This window comes from Oceanobacillus sp. M60, assembly GCF_053839645.1.
Genome location: NZ_JBSSNH010000009.1, coordinates 97,807 through 116,662, shown reverse-complemented (window position 1 = coordinate 116,662; position 18,856 = coordinate 97,807). Strand labels below are relative to the sequence as shown.

Annotated in this window: 21 protein-coding genes; 5 read left to right on the top strand and 16 right to left on the bottom strand. The window is 38.2% G+C overall.

What is annotated here, in order from left to right; genetic code table 11:
- Positions 1–64 precede the first annotated feature (64 nt).
- Positions 65–550: a DUF1189 family protein gene (locus tag ACW0TQ_RS20170; protein ID WP_193063757.1), complete on the top strand. Its 486-nt coding sequence runs from the start codon at positions 65–67 to the stop codon at positions 548–550.
- A gap of 121 nt (positions 551–671) precedes the next feature.
- Entirely contained in the window at positions 672–2,042 is a 1,371-nt protein-coding gene (locus ACW0TQ_RS20165) for a CitMHS family transporter (protein ID WP_042528698.1), read from the top strand.
- Positions 2,043–2,348: 306 nt separating this feature from the next.
- Here the strand turns inward: ACW0TQ_RS20165 and rpsR are convergent, their stop codons facing one another.
- From rpsR to ACW0TQ_RS20130, 7 genes are all read right to left on the bottom strand, one after another.
- A complete protein-coding gene (rpsR, locus tag ACW0TQ_RS20160) occupies positions 2,349–2,579 on the bottom strand; it encodes a 30S ribosomal protein S18 (RefSeq protein ID WP_042528696.1) in 231 nt (76 codons plus the stop codon).
- Positions 2,580–2,618: 39 nt separating this feature from the next.
- Positions 2,619–3,137 (bottom strand): single-stranded DNA-binding protein, encoded by a 519-nt coding sequence (gene ssb, locus ACW0TQ_RS20155; protein ID WP_042528694.1) that lies wholly within the window; start codon positions 3,135–3,137, stop codon positions 2,619–2,621.
- Between the two features lie 15 nt (positions 3,138–3,152).
- Positions 3,153–3,440, bottom strand: coding sequence for a 30S ribosomal protein S6 (gene rpsF, locus ACW0TQ_RS20150; protein ID WP_042528692.1), 288 nt, complete (start codon positions 3,438–3,440; stop codon positions 3,153–3,155).
- A 204-nt stretch (positions 3,441–3,644) separates the two neighbouring features.
- Positions 3,645–4,745, bottom strand: coding sequence for a redox-regulated ATPase YchF (ychF, locus tag ACW0TQ_RS20145; RefSeq protein WP_042528690.1), 1,101 nt, complete (start codon positions 4,743–4,745; stop codon positions 3,645–3,647).
- 193 nt (positions 4,746–4,938) lie between these two features.
- Complete coding sequence (locus tag ACW0TQ_RS20140; RefSeq protein ID WP_256705439.1) at positions 4,939–5,133, bottom strand: DUF951 domain-containing protein; 195 nt, start codon at positions 5,131–5,133, stop codon at positions 4,939–4,941.
- A gap of 99 nt (positions 5,134–5,232) precedes the next feature.
- Positions 5,233–6,147, bottom strand: coding sequence for a mechanosensitive ion channel family protein (locus ACW0TQ_RS20135; RefSeq protein WP_256705440.1), 915 nt, complete (start codon positions 6,145–6,147; stop codon positions 5,233–5,235).
- A 236-nt stretch (positions 6,148–6,383) separates the two neighbouring features.
- Positions 6,384–7,403, bottom strand: a complete 1,020-nt coding sequence (locus ACW0TQ_RS20130) for a YkvI family membrane protein (RefSeq protein WP_193063761.1) — start codon at positions 7,401–7,403, stop codon at positions 6,384–6,386.
- A 78-nt stretch (positions 7,404–7,481) separates the two neighbouring features.
- Here ACW0TQ_RS20130 and yyaC point away from each other — a divergent pair, with 78 nt between their 5' ends.
- Positions 7,482–8,081 carry a spore protease YyaC gene (gene yyaC / locus ACW0TQ_RS20125; RefSeq protein WP_042528680.1) on the top strand — a complete coding sequence of 200 codons (600 nt, stop codon included), beginning with the start codon at positions 7,482–7,484 and terminating at the stop codon, positions 8,079–8,081.
- Between the two features lie 40 nt (positions 8,082–8,121).
- Here the strand turns inward: yyaC and ACW0TQ_RS20120 are convergent, their stop codons facing one another.
- Positions 8,122–8,826: a DUF554 domain-containing protein gene (locus ACW0TQ_RS20120; RefSeq protein WP_042528678.1), complete on the bottom strand. Its 705-nt coding sequence runs from the start codon at positions 8,824–8,826 to the stop codon at positions 8,122–8,124.
- 437 nt (positions 8,827–9,263) lie between these two features.
- Between ACW0TQ_RS20120 and ACW0TQ_RS20115 the strand changes: the two genes are divergently transcribed.
- Together ACW0TQ_RS20115 and ACW0TQ_RS20110 are read left to right on the top strand one after the other, a co-directional pair.
- The gene (locus tag ACW0TQ_RS20115) at positions 9,264–10,196 is read left to right on the top strand and encodes an ABC transporter ATP-binding protein (RefSeq protein WP_256705442.1); all 933 of its coding nucleotides are present in this window, start codon (positions 9,264–9,266) and stop codon (positions 10,194–10,196) included.
- Positions 10,189–10,965 (top strand): hypothetical protein, encoded by a 777-nt coding sequence (locus ACW0TQ_RS20110; RefSeq protein WP_256705443.1) that lies wholly within the window; start codon positions 10,189–10,191, stop codon positions 10,963–10,965. The genes ACW0TQ_RS20115 and ACW0TQ_RS20110 overlap by 8 nt, the downstream gene beginning before the upstream one ends.
- An 82-nt stretch (positions 10,966–11,047) precedes the next feature.
- Here ACW0TQ_RS20110 and ACW0TQ_RS20105 read toward each other — a convergent pair whose 3' ends face one another.
- The 8 genes from ACW0TQ_RS20105 to ACW0TQ_RS20070 all read right to left on the bottom strand — a co-directional run bounded on the left by ACW0TQ_RS20105 (position 11,048) and on the right by ACW0TQ_RS20070 (position 18,707).
- Complete coding sequence (locus ACW0TQ_RS20105; RefSeq protein ID WP_256705444.1) at positions 11,048–11,935, bottom strand: sensor histidine kinase; 888 nt, start codon at positions 11,933–11,935, stop codon at positions 11,048–11,050.
- Positions 11,932–12,615, bottom strand: a complete 684-nt coding sequence (locus tag ACW0TQ_RS20100) for a response regulator transcription factor (RefSeq protein WP_256705445.1) — start codon at positions 12,613–12,615, stop codon at positions 11,932–11,934. The genes ACW0TQ_RS20105 and ACW0TQ_RS20100 overlap by 4 nt, the downstream gene beginning before the upstream one ends.
- Before the next feature lie 146 nt (positions 12,616–12,761).
- The gene (locus tag ACW0TQ_RS20095) at positions 12,762–13,643 is read right to left on the bottom strand and encodes a metal ABC transporter permease (protein ID WP_256705446.1); all 882 of its coding nucleotides are present in this window, start codon (positions 13,641–13,643) and stop codon (positions 12,762–12,764) included.
- Complete coding sequence (locus ACW0TQ_RS20090) at positions 13,640–14,560, bottom strand: metal ABC transporter permease (RefSeq protein ID WP_256705447.1); 921 nt, start codon at positions 14,558–14,560, stop codon at positions 13,640–13,642. The genes ACW0TQ_RS20095 and ACW0TQ_RS20090 overlap by 4 nt, the downstream gene beginning before the upstream one ends.
- Positions 14,535–15,299, bottom strand: a complete 765-nt coding sequence (locus ACW0TQ_RS20085) for a metal ABC transporter ATP-binding protein (protein ID WP_455725949.1) — start codon at positions 15,297–15,299, stop codon at positions 14,535–14,537. The genes ACW0TQ_RS20090 and ACW0TQ_RS20085 overlap by 26 nt, the downstream gene beginning before the upstream one ends.
- Before the next feature lies 1 nt (position 15,300).
- Positions 15,301–16,263, bottom strand: a complete 963-nt coding sequence (locus ACW0TQ_RS20080) for a metal ABC transporter solute-binding protein, Zn/Mn family (protein WP_256705449.1) — start codon at positions 16,261–16,263, stop codon at positions 15,301–15,303.
- An 850-nt stretch (positions 16,264–17,113) separates the two neighbouring features.
- Positions 17,114–17,953 (bottom strand): ParB/RepB/Spo0J family partition protein, encoded by an 840-nt coding sequence (locus ACW0TQ_RS20075; protein WP_042528669.1) that lies wholly within the window; start codon positions 17,951–17,953, stop codon positions 17,114–17,116.
- On the bottom strand, positions 17,934–18,707 hold the full coding sequence (locus ACW0TQ_RS20070; protein WP_042528667.1) for a ParA family protein: 774 nt from the start codon (positions 18,705–18,707) through the stop codon (positions 17,934–17,936). The genes ACW0TQ_RS20075 and ACW0TQ_RS20070 overlap by 20 nt, the downstream gene beginning before the upstream one ends.
- Between the last annotated feature and the right edge of the window lie 149 nt (positions 18,708–18,856).

Here is an 18,856-nt window from a genome sequence, read left to right as displayed (position 1 = left end):
CTTTATTTGCTCATAATTTTTAGAGGAGAAGACTTTTTCTACTTCAATATAAAGGATGATAATAATGAAATTCACAAAAATACTCAAAGAAAGTCTTTTTCTTCCACAAAAAAAAGCTATGTTTCAGATTAACCGAATCGGGATGGATCAAATTATGATTTACCTTTTCATTTTATTTATGGTGACATCCCTGCCTGAACTAATTTCCCGTTTAACAAGCTGGAGTGGTTTAGGAGGAGAAATGAATATTATCTTTCAGCTTATTTATTTCTTTATGTTTTATTACTTAATTCTATCTATTCTGCTGCTGGGCGTCATTTCATTTATCGCTTATCTCGGCAGAGGGATTGTTCGGCTGGCCAACCGGAAGCTCTATTACGGCACACTTTGGAAGTTGACTGCTTGTTCACTGACGATTCCGATGCTGATTTTTACCTTATTCTCGTTTATTTGGTCCATTCCAGATTGGTTTTTATTCATCTTTTTTATTTATCCAGTAGTTTTGCTGGTGCGGATGGTATTTTTATACCCACAGAAAAGGTTCCGTTAAATGACATTTTTCTACATATTTAAACAAATAAATTGTTGAAATTAATCTGTAAACGTTTTATAGTGTTATTATGCATTTTTTTAGTAATTTGTAAAGCGTTTGCAAAGAAAAGGGGTTTATTATGGAAGATATTTCTGTTTGGCTTACAATTGTTGGACTGCTTATTATCTTTTCAATTGTAGGTTTGCTTATCTCAAATAAAATCAGCCCTATTGTCGGAATGACGATCATTCCAATCATAGGAGCATTTATAGCCGGATTTAATTTTGAGGAACTATCTGGATTTTTAGCAGCTGGTTCTGATCAAGTAATGGGCGTTGTAATCATGTTTATTTTTGCCATTATCTATTTTGGTATTATGCAGGATAGTGGTTTATTTAATCCTTTCATACGCTTTATGATTTTAATGACAAAGGGGAACGTAATCATCGTAGCCATGGCAACCGCGGTTATCGGAATGATTGCACAACTTGACGGGGCAGGAGCATCTACCTTCCTTCTCTGTATTCCAGCGTTGCTTCCTTTATATAAAGAACTACATATGAGCCGTTATTTATTATTATTATTAGTTGCTTTAAGTGCAAGTGTTATCAATATGATTCCATGGGGAGGGCCTGCTGCACGTTCAGCAACCGTTATTGATATGGATTTGATTGACTTCTACCTGCCGCTTATTCCGATACAGGCAATTGGAGCTGTATTAATTTTAGTACTGGCTGCTTTTCTCGGAATTCGTGAGAAAAAGAAAATCAGTAAAAAAGTGGCGGCTGGTGAAATCACCTTAAGTGAAAACGTAAATATTCTTGCGATTGCTGACAATTTTACGAAAAGACAAAATGAAGAAATGGCACAGGCGAAAGAACAGCCGCGAAATTTAGCATGGAGAAACGCGGCAAACCTTGTTCTTACGGTTCTGGTATTAGGGGCCATGATGGCTAGTTTACTGGCTCCTCAATATGCATTTATGATTGGTGTAGCGATTGCCCTTCCATTGAATTACAAGGGCGTCGATAATCAAATGAACCGTGTCAAAGCCCATGCTCCTAATGCCTTAATGATGGCAGCAGTTATTTTAGCTGCCGGAGTATTCCTTGGGGTCTTGAACGAATCAGGCATGCTTGAACAAATTGCACTTGCCGGAATTGCTATCATGCCAGCATTTGTTGTTCCTATTGTACACATTATTGTTGGTATCTTCGGTGTTCCTTTAGATTTACTGACCAGTACTGACGCATATTATTTTGCATTGATGCCGATTGTTGATCAGATTGCGAGCTCCCAAGGGATTGCTTCTGTATCTACCGCATACGCTATGATGATTGGTAACATCATTGGAACATTTGTAAGTCCTTTCTCTCCTGCATTATGGTTAGGAATTGGACTTGCGTCAGCTAACATGGGGAAACATATCAAATACTCTTTCTTCTGGTTATGGGGATTCAGTATCGTTCTATTAGTCATTGCTGTATTAATTGGTGTGGTTACTCTATAATATTAGATTCATAAATTCATATAAACGCTTCAAGTACAGCTACGTATTTGCCTGTACTTGAAGCGTTTTTTATGAGGAGAGGCTAGAAGAGAAATAAAAAAGACAGGCTGTAGATCCCTTTTTTATTATTATTATTTCTATGCTTGCCTGAATCGTATTTATTTTGTTATTTAATAAACTTTTACTGGATGAAATGACCCTCCCTGTCTGCCTACATGACGTGAGCATCCCCAAAAGGGCTTCTATATGCCCTTTTAAAGACATAAAAAATCCCTCAAGTCCATTAAAACTTGAGGGATTTTTTAATCAGTCTGTTACGTAAGGCAATAAAGCCATTTGACGAGCACGTTTAATTGCAATAGTCAATTTACGTTGATATTTTGCAGAAGTTCCAGTTACACGACGAGGAAGAATTTTTCCACGTTCAGAAACGAAACGTCTTAGCAAATCTACATCTTTATAGTCAATGTGTGTAATTCCATTTGCTGTGAAATAACACACCTTACGACGTTTTGCGCGTCCGCGACGAGCTGCCATGTGAATACACTCCTTTTAAATTAATTTAGTGAAAATGATTTAAAACGGTAAATCATCATCTGATATGTCAATTGGTTCTCCATTGTTTTTAAATGGATCTTCCTGACTTGTATTTTGATTTTGGTTTTGATTAAATCCTTGATTTTGATTTGATGAAAATGGATTTTGCTGATATTGGTTCTGATTATTTTGGTTGTTCTGGTATCCATCCGATTGAAACTGTCCGCCCCCTTGGGAACCTTTCGTCTCTAAGAATTGAACACTATCTGCAACAATCTCTGTTACATAAACCCGTTTGCCATCCTGGCCTTCAAAATTACGTGTCTGTACACGGCCATCTACACCAATCAAACTTCCTTTTTTCATATAATTCGCCAGGTTCTCCGCAGGTCTGCGCCAAACGACACAGTTAATAAAATCTGCTTCGCGATCTCCCTGTTGATTTGAAAAAGGTCTGTTCACAGCAATATTAAAATTAGCTACTGCCACACCGCTTGGTGTATAGCGTAAATCAGGATCCCTCGTTAATCTGCCAACTAATACGACACGATTTAACATCAGAACCACTCCTTATTATTTTTCATCTCGAATTGCCATATGGCGAATAATATCATCGTTGAATTTCGCTAGGCGGTCAAATTCATTTACTGCATTTTCATCACCTTGGAAATTGATAACAACATAATAGCCATCACGATAGTCATTGATTTCATATGCAAGACGTTTCTTGCCTTTTTCATCAACTTTTTCGATTTCCGCACCGTTATCAGTAAGGATTTTGTTAAAACGCTCGATTAAAGCAGTTTGTGCTTCCTCCTCGATATCTGGGCGGATGATGTACATAATTTCGTATTTTCTCATCCGTTACACCTCCTTTTGGTCTTAGCGGCTCTGTTCTCTGCAACTCCGTATGAATCACAGATATAAGAGCAAGGAATAATTTTTTAATTACTCACATTTGGACATTATACCAAATAAATTATGTTATGACAAGCCTTCGAGAGAACCTGATTACGTTTATTTTTAAATATTTACTGTTACCCAGCTTATAATTAGAAAATACACTTATACATTAAATCGGAAATGAATAACGTCACCGTCTTGAACAATATATTCTTTTCCTTCCAGTCTCACTTGACCTCTTTCTCTTGCTGTCGCCATATTGCCTGCATCTACTAAAGCATCATAAGATACGGTCTCTGCACGAATAAATCCTCGTTCAAAATCAGTATGGATAATCCCTGCAGCCTGAGGTGCTTTGATACCCTGACGGAAAGTCCAGGCCCGCACTTCTTGTTCACCGGCTGTAAAATATGTAGCCAGTCCAAGTAAATTATAAGATGCTTTAATTAATTGATCCAAACCAGATTCAGAAATACCTAAATCCTCCAGGAATTCTTCTTTCTCTTCCGGTTCTAATTCAGCTATTTCTTCCTCAATACGTGCGCAGACCACAATTACTTCTGCATTCTCATTGGCTGCATATTCTTTTACTCTTTGAACATTTTCATTTGAATCAGAGTCTGCTACCTCTTCTTCGCTTACATTGGCCACATATAAGGTAGGTTTACTCGTTAACAGATGCAGTCCTTTAACTATTTTCTCCTGCTCCTCTGTAAACTCTAAAGCACGTACCGGCTGATCGTTCTCTAAGCCTTCTTTTACTTTGTTTAAAATCTCATACTCTGCCAATGCTTCTTTATCCTTTTGACGCGCCAGTTTTTCTACACGCTGAAATCGTTTATTGACCGATTCCAAGTCTGCTAAAATCAACTCCAGATTAATGATTTCAATATCATCAATTGGATCGACCTTTCCGGAAACATGTGTAATATTCTCATCTTCAAAGCAGCGTACAACCTGACAAATCGCATCTACCTGTCTGATATGAGATAAAAATTGGTTTCCTAGTCCTTCCCCCTTGCTTGCACCCTTCACAATTCCGGCAATATCCGTGAATTCAAATGCAGTCGGGACTGTTTTCTTTGGTTTTACAAGCTCTGTTAATTTATTTAAACGTTCGTCTGGAACCTCCACAATCCCTACATTCGGATCAATTGTAGCAAATGGGTAGTTTGCTGCTTCCGCTCCTGCCTGCGTGATTGCATTAAATAAGGTAGATTTTCCTACATTTGGAAGGCCGACAATTCCTGCTGTTAATGCCATATTACTTTTTCCAACTCCTTAAGGACTTAATTCGTTCATGAACATTTTCGTAACTCCAATTATAGATAGTCCGCTGCAAAAAGACAAGCATGAGAAAACTCAAAACAGGGCCATTGTCTGACCCCATTTTGAGTTTTCTTCTAAGGAATTTTTTATTTTTGTCTTGTCTTTTCATCAGTAAAATCATTTTTTACTATTCTTCGTGTTTTTCTAGAACTTTTTTCATCTTCTTCGTAAAATCTCTTCTCGGGATAAGCACACTATGCCCGCAGCCAAGACATTTAATCCGGATATCCATCCCCATCCGGATAATTTGCCATCGGTTCTCTCCGCATGGATGCGGCTTTTTCATTTGGACAACGTCACGCAAACCAAATTCTTTATCCATAACTCCTGCTCCTTTTTTGAAATAATGCTGTCTGGCTCCAAGAACCTTTTTAACGAAAACGCAGCGCTTTTCTTACATTATAGCAAATTTAAAGGAGGATTATCCTCGATTTTGCCGACGTTCTTGACGTTCCTGTGTTAATTGATCCATTTCCTGCTCGGAATAAGCAACAATACGAGGAGAAGGAATTTTAACCCCGGATTTATATAGCTTGTCCTGAATCTCTTTACGGATATTCCGTTCTCCCGCCCATTGGAAGACCGGCTCTGTTTCTGCAATAATACGAACAACGAAATGAGAAACATCCAGATTTTGAACACCGATAATCTCTGGAACACCTAAAATAAAATCATATTTTTCCGGCAGTGTTTCTGCTACTTCATGAATAATTTGTTCTACATGTGCGATATCACTTTCATACGGCACATTTACATCGACAACAGAAAGGCCATTTCGAGATGAATAATTGATTACCTGATCAATATTTCCGTTAGGGACAATGTTCAGTTCTCCTGTCCAGGAAACAATTTTTGACGTGCGTAGTCCAATTTCTTCCACTGTTCCTTCTATTCCAGCAGCTAACACATAATCACCTACTGAAAATTGATCTTCAAAAATAATAAAGAAGCCAGTAATGATATCACGCACAAGGTTCTGTGCCCCAAAACCGATTGCCAGACCTGCAACACCAGCGCCGGCTAACAATGGTCCAATTTCAAAGTTAAAGACTTCCAATATCATAACAAGTGCCATAAAATAAACAACATATGCAACGACACTCTTAATCAATTTCTTCAGTGTATCTTCCCGGCGTTTCGGAATCTTTATTGGCCCATGCTGCCTTTGTACAAATAATTTATCTACTATTTTCCGCACGATACGGACAACCAGCCAAGAAATAAGAAGAATTAAAGCAATCCGGATGGCCCCTCCTAAAATGGTTAACCACAATTCAGGATTGCTGAAATAATCCCATAACCTGTCAAATTGATGACTTATAAAATTCAAGTTCATGCGTATATAACTCCTTTCACTTTCTTAATAAAACAGTTCTTCTATTATTGGATGTTAAAAAATACTACCATAATGTTTTTCCCATCTGCAAAAATATAAACATATATATATTATATTTTGCAAGTTTTTTATTTATAAATTGAGATGACATCGGGATTATACTATTCTCTGACACCTTCATTTTTTTAACAGTCCTTTATTTAGAAGTTATATACATGTTATTCATCAATGAAGTATTATTTTGTTTTTTTCCATAACGGATAGGTTAACAGTCTGGCTAAAATATATAAATTTAGAATACCGTATAGCGGATAGAGGAAATTCACCAAATTAGCAAAACCAAATCCTGTTAATGGAAGCATAAGCAATACCGAAATAAGTACAATCAGGTACATTGGCTTTTCTTCTCTTAAAAATGACTGCACCCTGGTTGCGATACCCAGCATCCCTGCAGCGGCGGTTGTAAAGATTGCCAGCCAAAGAAGGATAGACATAAATAGAATCATCCCTAATGGAAATTCTTTTAAAATAGCGAATAAGGGAATCTCATAAAGAATAATTTCATCCGCGATTTGAATCAAGCTACTATTGTAAATATACGAAACAATTCCTAAGCACACCCCTGTCCCAATACAGCAAATAATAATTTCTCCTCTTCCCTTCACCTTATTTCCAATCGCTCCTAAAATAGCAATCAGCGGAAGAATATTTAATGCTGTAAAGGGAAAGGCGGAAAACCAATTTCGCTGCTGGTGCCAATATGCAAACAGCTGTAAATTTTGATTGGAAACATACATTGCTAACACATACAAAAGCCCGCCAATCAAAATAGGCAATATAAGTTCATTAAAAGTCAATAACCCGTTTATTCCCTTAATAAATAACAATACAAGTACAATTCCAGTAATTCCGATACCGACCGGATATGGTAAATGAAATACCTGCCCCGTTGCCCCGCTTCCCGCAATCATAATCATCGTCGTGGTGAACAGATAAAGAAGGATTAATCCGTCAAATGCCTTCGTCAGCTTTTTTCCAGCAATTATTTCTAAAACAGGTAAATAATTTTCACTTTTCATTTGGTAGCTGATTGCCATAATCACATAACAGCAGAATGAAAATAGAAAAGAAAATAACACAATAGCCAGTCCGCTTTCATGCCCAAAAAATTGCCACAGTTCTCTTCCTGATACATATCCGGCACCAATCGTTGCACCAAGGATTAATGCCGTCCATTGCAGGCCTCTTCTCCACATGGTATTTCCTCCAATTCATACGTATAGTTCTTCGTAAATTACCGTATACTGTAACAATATGATTTTGGAGGAACTGCTATGAATCTAAAAACAAGCTTACGCATACAATCAAACCATTTTAGAGCAAATTATCAAGAACCCGACATAGCCAAAACATTATCTAATCAAATCATGCCCTGGTTTCCTTTGAAAGCTGTTGATTATATCGCTGTCTTCATTGGTACTGATCGTTCTACAGGAGACGCATTAGGCCCGCTCGCTGGTATGTATTTCGAGGAAATGCGTCCCAGAAATTTACATGTTTATGGAACGATTCATGAGCCGGTTCATGCGGTTAACCTGAAAGAATCCCTCTTAAGCATTTATAAAAATCACGAGAAACCTTATCTGATTGCCATTGATGCATGCCTGGGCAAAAGCAGCTCTGTTGGAAGTATAATTGCTGAAAACAAGCCTTTAAAGCCTGGTCTTGCATTAAACAAACAGCTCCCTCAGGTTGGCAATATGAACATTACAGGGGTTGTCAATGTCAGCGGATTTATGGAACAAACCGTTTTACAAAATACCCGCCTGTCACTCGTCATGGATATGGCTTTAGAAGTAGCAGGCATACTCAAACAGGTGGACAGACAATTAACTTATTCCCGGCATATAAATACAGTTAAAAATATGATTTAAGCATAAAAAAACGGGCTCTCTCTGCCCGATTTTTTTCGTTCTAGAATAAAGTAAAAAGATAGTAAACAAGGACTACTGTCAAAATACTTGGCAGTAAATTCCCGATGCGAATCTTGGTGATATTTAATAAATTGAAGCCAATTGCCAGGATAAGCAGACCGCCGACTGCAGTCAACTCGACAATTAATCCATCTAAAAAAGCGGCCGACACCCACTTGTCAATTTGGGTTGCCAAAAGCGTTATCGTTCCCTGATAAAGCACAACGGGAATGGCTGATAAGATCACACCAATGCCTAAGGTAGTCGTTAACACAAGTGCTGTAAATCCATCAATGATTCCTTTGGTAATCAAAATACCATGATCTCCGCGAATGCCGCTGTCTAAAGCACCGATAATTGCCATTGCTCCAACACAGAAGATAAGAGAAGCTGTTACAAACCCTTGCGAGATGCTTGTATCATTCTCATTCGCTGCAAAACGATAGCCAATCCACTTTCCAAAACGATTTAAGCCTTCTTCAATCTTTAACCCTTCTCCAATGATTGCTCCAGATAGTAAACTTAATAAGACCACAATAATCTGTTCCGTCTGCAATGCCATCTGCAGACCAATTAAAACAATAGCCAGTCCTATCCCGTTCATCACCGTCTCTTTAAACCGTTCCGGAATTTTTGTAAAAAATAAACCGATGATGCTTCCAATAATAATAAATGCGAAATTAATAATTGTTCCGAATAAAGCCACTTCCTGCCTCCTATTTTCATGAGATTTAACAGGACAAGTATTTACAGCCCCTATGTCTATACAGTTTTACAGGATTCCTCTTTTAAAATGTTCCACGTGAAACATTTTCGTCTAAATATGTTTTATCACGGAGAACCTCCCATAAAAACTCCCACTGAATGAAATTTCGTTTTATGTATGAATATATAGATGATTAGCTATCTCATCAAACAAAGAGTTAAAGAGCATTATAATCAACTTTCAATAAATTTGCAATGCTTTTTCTTTATCCAATAAGCTTATCATAGAGAACCTTCTTTTAAATTTTCGTTGGGTAATATATTCTCAAAAAAATCATGCTGTTCTTTTCATTTTTTAGAAACATTTGAGAATTGATTGAGCAAAATCTGAGAAACACCCTTTATGATATAGAATATAAGGAATGGGAGGTAAATGAAATGGAAACTGTATTAGAAATTAAGTGCTTGAATAAGAAATATAAAGACCAATATGCTCTTAAAAACGTTTCTTTATCCATACAAAAAGGAGAAATCTACGGTTTAATTGGCAGAAATGGAGCGGGAAAAACAACCCTATTAAAATCCATTGTAAAGCTAATTGCTCCAACAAACGGAAAGATTACATTATTCGGTTCTTCATCTGAAAAAAGCTGGGTAAAAGCTTTAGGCAGAACCGGCAGTGTTATCGAAGTCCCTGTCGCCTATGAGCCGCTTTCCGGTTGGGAAAATCTTGCCTATTACTGCAAACTACGGGGAATTACTGACGAAAAAACGATTATCCAGGAAACGCTGAATATCGTTGGATTAGACCCAAAAGATAAAAAGAAATTCAAACATTATTCTTTAGGAATGAAACAGAAGCTGGGGATTGCGATCGCCATTTTATCCCGTCCTGATTTTCTTATACTAGATGAACCGATTAACGGGTTAGACCCCCTCTCGATTATTGAATTTCGACAGTTGTTAAAACGGCTGCAGCAGGAACAAGGAATGACCATTATTATTTCAAGTCATATCTTATCTGAACTTTATCATGTTGCTACCCGTTTTGGAATTATCCATCATGGTAAATTGGTGAAAGAAATCTCAAAAGAAGAATTTGAGACGCTGAGTCAAGAATATATTGTATTACAGACTTCACAGATGGAAAATGCCAGTCGTGTATTGCAAGAAACAAATCATTATCAGCTTAAGATTATTGCCAAAGATAAAATGCATATTTTCGATGACTCGCATCACATCAATCATATTATTGTTTTACTGGTGCAGGAGCAAATTCCTATCGATGGAATCTACTACCAAAAACAAGATTTAGAAAAATATTTTACAAGCCTAGTTCATGAAGAGATGGAGGAGATTACCTATGGTTAATGCGATACGTGCAGATCTTTACCGCTTATTCCATACAAAAGGATTTTATATTACCCAGTTTTTATTAATCCTGTTTGTAGTCATCAGCGTTACAGCAGAAGCCACAGGAAATGTTGGTGTAAATACTTCAGATGGGGCGACAGAGATGCAAAACCATTTGCAGGTTTATGATTGGGACAGCTATCAGACCTTCATTGCTTTTTCCAGCATGGCGAACTTCCTGGTTTATTTCTGTCTGCCTTTACTTGTTATGATTGCAGGCTATGATTTAGTACATAAAAGTTATAAAAACCAACTGACTTCCGGCGTCTCCCGTCTTCAATACTTCGGTTCTAAGTATTTGATTTTCATTGTAGTCACTTTCCTGCAATTTCTGTTTTATTACGCTTCTGCTTTTCTTACTGCTGCTGTTAAGAATGGATTTGGTACCGCTCCACAGGATTTCTGGATGAATGCTTTACAAACAATAGGAATCCAATTTATCGCTTTCCATGCCATTTTTATCATTGGCCTTTGCATTCTGATAATCACATTTTCCAACGTTGCGGGTATCCTTAGCGTCATCCTGCTTCCATTGATTATTAATATTTTAAGTGCTTTTTTCAATATTGGCTGGTTGAAATATGTTGACTTTCAGTATGGGATAAATTACGCCTGGGTACGTGACTTGCCGGATTTTTCCTGGCTCGTTTTCCTATGCTTCAGTTTAGGTGTCATCATAGTTATGAGTTATATTGCTTATCAAGCTTTTCGTAATAAAAGCTTATAAAAAAGGAAAACAAATAAGGTTCTATTGCTTCTGACAGGCAATAGAACCTTATTTCTTTGATCCACCTTGCCCTCCCCTGCTTTTAGCTGTGTGGCCAATCTAACATCACCATAAATAAATCTTCTTTCTCTTGAATAATCAGATAGCCGCCTGTTAATTCAGTAAGCTCTCTTGCAATATACAAACCTAATCCAGAGGAGTCTTCTGTTTTAGACATGTTCTCTGAATAAAAACGCGTCGTCAGCTTTTCTAAATTTTTAATGGGATGCCGCTCCCGATTAATCGCTTCTAACTGGATTCTCTCTTGTGTTCCACTTACACGAACCTGTAAATATTCTCTCCCATGCTTTAACACATTTCCAAAAATATTTTGCATGATTCGCTTTAACAAATCGGCATCATTTGTAATGATATACGCTTGTTCTAAATCAATATCAACGTTAAAATTCTTTTCCTGAAGAGCATCATAGTATTGTAATAATTCCTGCTTCACAAGCTCTGTAAGATTCACTGACTGAAATATAGGTTCAATAGATTGCTCTAAAAGGTTTTGGTATTCTAGTAAAATATCTAAACGCCCAGACACTGTACGTATATTATCTTGGATTTTCTCGACGATTGACTTTTCGCTGGTGTCCTTCCTTAATAGCTGCTGCGTATAACCGTTGGCAACTGTCAACGGTGTACGAATGTCATGCGTAATATTGTGAAGAGCTAATTTTAACGTTTCTTGCTCTTGCCTGCTTGCTACTTTCGTCTCTCTCAGCTCTTCAAAAAGCAGGTTAAACACCTTTATTACTTTTTCTACTTCCGTATTCTGTATTCGACTTGTTAACAACAAATTGGTTTCAGATATTTTCTTCGCTTCTATATCCATCAATAATCTTTTTAAAGCGTGTTTCTGTCGAAAATAGAGAAACGCAAAAAGGAAGCATAAACCAGTAGATAATAAAATAACTAGGACTGTCATCTCTGATCACCTGCCAGACGCACTCCTAGCCCCCAGATTGTTTCAATATATTCTTCTTCTGAATCTAAAAGAGCAATCTTTTTTCGCAGATTACTCAGTTGCGCATTTAACGTATTATCCCCCGGCATATATTGCTCCTTCCAAACTCTTTCATATAACTGCTCTTTCGTAAAAATCTGACTGGGATGCTCTAATAGACAGGTTAAAATCTCCAATTCTTTTTTACCAAGCCGCACCCTTTCTCCATCGCGTGAAATTTCAAAATTAGAACTATCTACATAAATATTTTTAATAGATTGCGCTCCCCCGGTGACGGACTCCTGCCTGAATTGGCGTAACTGGACCATGACTCTAGCTAATAATTCCTCATCATCAAAAGGTTTTGTAATATAATCATTGGCGCCATTCAGTAAATATTCACTGACTAACTTTTTTTCCCCTAAAGCGGTCAGCATAATCACTGGTACTTCACTGACTTTACGAATCTCTGATAATACTTGGTCTCCATTCTTTCCCGGCAACATAATATCCAATAAAACTAAATCTGGAGATTCCTGCTGAAATAACAGCAATCCTTCTGTACCTGAATAAGCTCCTGCCACGGGATAATGCTCTGACAACAGGTTTACTATCATTTGATTGATTTCGTTATTGTCTTCTATTACTAAAATTTTCGCCATATGTTGATTACTCCTATTATTTTTTCTCTTATCTGTAAGTATAGCAAAAGAAAAAGGAATTCCATATCCTATTCCAGATACGAAATCCCTTTTGAAAAGATTTTATCGTGGTGCGTCGAAAATCTCCCGCTGGAGGAAGTTTCACTTTACGCCTCTTCCCTGATTTCTGCCGGCCGAACCCATCTCGAGATCAGACCATGCTTTGGCGAGAGCAGGAAGGTTATAAAAAAGATACAGCCTGTCATAAGCGCCATGGATCCGGAAATAGATGTATTCAGCCACGTAGCTACCCAATATCCTGCAACAGCGGAGATGATGCCAAATCCACCGCTTAAAAACAGCATCAAGATTAATTTATCTGTCCATAGGTAAGCTGCTGCTGCTGGAGTAATCAGCATGGCAACCACAAGGATGGCACCGACTGCATCAAAAGAAGCAACGGTGGTTACCGACACAAGTGTCATAAATAAGTAGTGAAAGAAAATCACTGGTATACCTATGCTTGCTGCCAGCGCCGGATCAAAAGAAGTAATTTTCCATTCCTTATAAAAGGCAATAATAAAGAAAATCACAACAATTAACACAAGTGCAAGAATAGCAGTGGCTTTAGGTACTGATCCGATCAATGGAATATCCATTGTTGTAAATGGAACAAATGTTATTTCCCCCATCAATGCGTGCTGTACGTCTAAGTGCACATTCCCAACAGAGGTAGAAATTAAAATAACACCAATGGCAAATAAGGTTGTAAATACAATTCCCAAGGAAGCGTCGTGCTGTACCTTCAAGTTATTAAGGGATTGCACAAGGAATGCAGTAAGAATTCCGGCAAAAATACCGCCTACTAGCATTGCGGTTCCAGATAACTGCTGTGTTACCATATAAGCTAATACAATCCCAAGCAGCACCGTATGGCTAATTGCATCTGCCATCATCGCCTGTTTCTTCAGGATGAGATATACACCGATTAAGCCGCAGGAAAGACCCACAAGAGATGCTGTTAAAATAATCCACATCGTATAAGTCATTGTGATCCTCCTTTTTCAGCTGCTAATGGATGCTTTTTTTGAGATGCCCGCTGCTGCATTTTAAATTGGATGAAATTAATAACTATCCCTTTTTCCTTTCCAAATAATAAGGAAAGGATAAAAACAGTGGAGGAAGTGAGGACGATAAAAGGTCCTGTCGGCAATCCGCTTCCTGTGGAGCTTACCCATGTACCAAACGCACCAGCTAAGCCTCCTATTGCAGAAGAAAGCAAAATCATCATTTTAAAGGAATGCGTCCAATATCTTGCACTCACAGCCGGGATAATCAGCATCGCAGCCATTAAAATAACACCAACCGCCTGGATACCAATAACAATGGTTGTTACCAGCACGATGGTATACAGCACGTTCATGCCGCGTATGGACATTCCGACACCTTTTGCAAAGTTAGCATCGAATAAGAATAATTTCCATTCCTTGAAAGCAAGGAATATAATCAAAATAACAATTGATGCCAGTGCAATCATTGTAATGACATCGGAACGAACCATTGCCGCTGCCTGCCCATAGATAAAGTTATTTAATCCGCTCTGGTTCCCGCCGGGAGAACGGTTGGCAATCGCCAAAAGCATAATACCGACACCGTAAAAGACGGATAACGTCATTCCCATGGCGGTATCTTCCGTAATTCTTGTCGCGCTCGAAAACCATTGAATAAAAAAGGCCCCTAAAAGCGCACTGAGTGCTGCACCAATAACAAGTAATAATAAATTTTTTTCCTGGATGATCAAGAAAGCTACTACAACACCGGGTAATGCTGCGTGGGACAAAGCGTCACTCATCAGATTTTGTCTTTTCCAATAAGCTAAGCATCCGATTCCCCCTGCAGCGATACCCAAAATCATAGTACTTGCCATCACCCATAGCGTATTAATGTGAAGAAGATTGGATAACATATTGATCTCCCTTTCCAACCCATTGCATATCTCCACCATACGTTGTCGCTATATTATTCGTTGTGAACACTTCTTCTGTTTTCCCATGAGCATATACGGTTTTATTTAAAAATAAGACATGGTCAAAATATTCTGAGACGGTTTGCAGATCGTGATGGACAACCAACACGGTCTTGCCATTGCTCTTTAATTCTTTCAAAATAGTCATAATCGCTTTTTCCGTAGACGCATCTACTCCTGCCAAAGGTTCATCCATAAAGTATAGTTCCGCATCTTGAGCGAGTGCACGTGCTAAGAATACACGCTGCTGCTGCCCTCCTGATAACTGACTGATTTGACGATGTGCATAAGCTTCCATACCCATCTTCTTCAAGGCATTCATTGCTTTTTCTTTATCTTTTTTAGAAGGAATACGAAACCAGCCGATTTTTCCATATAGCCCCATGGTTACTACATCCAGAGCATCCGTTGGAAAATCCCAGTCAACCGAGCCGCGTTGAGGGACATAACCGATTTTCTTCTTTGCAGTTTTAAAAGGACTGCCCCAAAATCTGACATTTCCTGTCAGCTTGGGGTGAAGTCCTAACATGGTCTTGATTAATGTCGATTTACCGGCACCGTTAGGACCGACAATCGCTGTAATCGTTCCTTCTTTCACTTCAAAACTTACATCATTCAATACTTTATTTTTTTGGTAAGAAGTTGATAAATCATCTACGCATATTACAGATGATGTCATCTTACTCATCTCCTCCAGATAATGCTTCATAGATTGTATTTATATTATGCTTATACATTCCAATGTATGTGCCTTCGTCTGTTCCCTCTTCGCCCATTGCATCAGAATATAGTTCTCCGCCGATTTCTACTTCCATTCCATTATTGGAAGCTCCTTCAATAACTGCATTGATCGTGTCCTGATTCACGCTGCTTTCTACAAATATAGCTGGAACTTCATGTTCTTCAATAATAGAAATGGTATTATTCACATCAGAAACACCGGCTTCACTTTCTGTACTGATTCCCTGCAGACCAACTACTTCCATATCGTGTAACTGACCAAAATAATTAAATGCATCATGTGCCGTTACAAGCACGCGCTGCGCTTCAGGGATATCTTGTAATTTTGCTGCTTCTTCATCTAGTTCTTCTAGCTGTGCAAAATATTCCTGTTTTCCTTCTTCCAGTTCATCTGCATGCTCAGGAGCATACTCTTTTAATTCTTCTACTGCAGCATCTAATGCGTCCTGCCACAGATTATAATCAAACCATATGTGTGGGTCTGGAGCTCCCGGCTCTTCTTCATCTTCTAAGAGAGCATCCTCAGGCAATGTTTCCCCAATTGCCAACACTGGTTTTTCGGAGCTGATTGATTCTAATGGTTCTTCCATATTCGCTTCTAAATGTAACCCAGAATAAAAGACGACATCTGCTTCTGATAACGTAGCTATATCCCCCTGTGTTGGGTCATATAAATGCGGATCCACAGAAGGCCCCATTAATGTCTCTACATTTACTAGGTCTCCGCCAATCTGGGATATCGGCTCCCCGATTTGCGCAATTGTTGTGACAATTTCAATTGGCTTGTCACCTGATGCGCCTCCGCTTCCGTTTTCTTCCTCACTGTCTGAGCCGCAAGCTGCTAAAACGAATACTCCCGTTAGTATAGCAAAGCCCAGTATTTTCTTCCAAGCTTTCTTCATCTTTCTTCCTCCCTCGTTTTTTGCATAAGGTAAACTTTATTATCTAATCCCTACTTTATGCATTGTATTTCGTTTTGTCAAGTAAATTTTAGCTAGTCTACTATTTTTCCCTAAGGAAACATTTAACACATTAAATTCCATTAAACGTTTACATAGTTAATTTGAAAGACCTTTTCAGAATAATTAAGCTATCTAAATACATATTTTTTTCATGTGAAAAATTTTTTAACTTGTATTCGTTCATCCATATATGCAAACAGTAAATCGTATTTACAGTCTCTGCAATTACATTTTGAGCAGGATACGTAAATATTGAGGCTTAGCTTATTAGGCTAAAGCTAACTTTCCTAAGCATCAGAAATTTTATTTACCATATATTCCCAGCATATAAAATAAAACAGTTTTATTTTTTGTCAAAATGACTTCTTTCATTCCATCTACACCTAGCTTGTTTACGACGATTAAGAAAAACCAAGAATACCGCTTGATCTTTAAAACACGAGTATTCTTGCCAAAGAGATGTCCACTGCGACGGGTTTCGATGGGACGAGTAATCGCAATCCCAGTCCCAGTGTGAAGACCCCGCAGAAAAAAGCGGACTTCTTTTTTTCTACCCGCGGGGCATGAGTGCGACTATGCTTCTGTCTGCGCCTGTCGGCTTGCCAATCAGGAAGTCTTCTTTAAAGGAGATGGGCTCGAGGCCCACGGAAAGCGGAGTGTATTTCTGGAGCCTAAGATTACTCACCCCATGAAATCCGTTGGAGCGGCTATCCTCAACATTTTATACTTTCTTACTTTTTAACAAAAAAACAGCCGATATACTGCTTATTTGCAGTATATCGGCTGTTTCCTATTTTTCCAGATATTCCAGAATACGATTTAAATCATCGTCATTGTAAAATTCAATTTCAATTTTACCTTTTTTCTTTCCTTTATGAATATGAACGGCTGTGCCAAGCGTATCACGAAGCACCGTTTCTCTTTCCTGGATAAATACATCCTTTTTCGGCTTCTTCTTCTGTTGTTTCACTTGTTTTTCGTTCATAGCGATAATAAGCTTCTCTGCCTGCCGCACATTTAACTTCTCATTGCGTATTTTATTGGCTACAGCAAGCATCGCTTCCTGTTCTTTTAACCCAAGTAATGCCCGTCCGTGTCCCATGGATAACTCACCATTATTAATATGAGCAATTACTTCCTCGGGCAAGGATAATAAACGAATCATATTCGCAATATGGGAACGGCTCTTCCCTAATCTTTCAGCCAGGACGTGCTGCGTAATATTCAGCCTGTCTACTAAATTAGCGTAGGCTTGTGCTTCTTCAATTGGAGTCAGGTTCTCACGTTGCAAGTTTTCTAGTAACGCAATTTCCATCATGCGTTCATCTGTCAATTCACGGACAATAGCAGGAATTGTCTCTAATCCAGCTTCTTTTGCTGCCCGGCATCTTCTTTCCCCGACAACAATTTCAAAACCTTTAAGGCTTTTCCGTACAATAATCGGCTGAATAACACCGTACTCTTTAATCGAGTCTTTTAGCTCTTCAATAGAATCTGCCTGAAAGCTCTTCCTTGGCTGATAAGGATTGGGACGACAATGAGATAATTCAATTTCCTGCACATTATCTTTACTGTCTTTTTCAGCTTCTGGAAACAACGCGTTAATTCCTTTACCTAACCCTCTCTGCATTTGTCATCACTTCCTTCGCTAAATCAAGATATACCTCTGCACCACGAGATTTGGAATCATAAGAAATAATCGGCTGGCCATGACTCGGTGCTTCCCCTAAACGAACATTTCTTGGAATAATGGTTTCAAATACTTTATCTTGGAAATACTTCTTCACTTCTTCAATCACTTGAAGACCGAGATTAGTACGTGCATCCAGCATCGTTAAAAGAACCCCTTCTATCATTAATTCTGTATTCAAATGCTTTTGCACTAATCGTATTGTATTTAATAACTGGCTCAAGCCTTCCAATGCATAATACTCACATTGTACTGGAATCATAACAGTATCGGATGCGGTTAATGCATTAATTGTCAGTAATCCCAATGATGGCGGACAATCAATAATAATATAATCATACTGGTCTTTTATCTCGCTTAATGCCGTTTTCAGTCGAATTTCTCTTGAAATAATGGGAACAAGTTCAATTTCTGATCCTGCCAGTTGAATCGTTGCAGGAATAATATCTAAGTTCTCTAAATTCGAGGGAACAATGACATCTGCTGCTGGTGTATCTTCTACTAATACATTGTAGATACATTGACTGACATCTGCTTTATTCACGCCTACCCCGCTTGTTGCATTTCCTTGGGGGTCTGTGTCCACGAGTAATACCTTATTCCCCAATGAAGCTAAGCAAGCACTGACATTCACAGATGAGGTTGTCTTTCCAACGCCTCCTTTTTGATTTGCGATGGATATAATTTTTCCCATGTTGACACCTACCTTAGTTGGAGGTTGTTCAAATTTTTCCTGATAAAATGAAATTTCATTCTTTTCATCAAAAAAAATTGAGCAATCACTTCTCTATTCACTATCATAGCATTTATTTTAAATTTACGATGCTTTCTAGCATTTTTTAA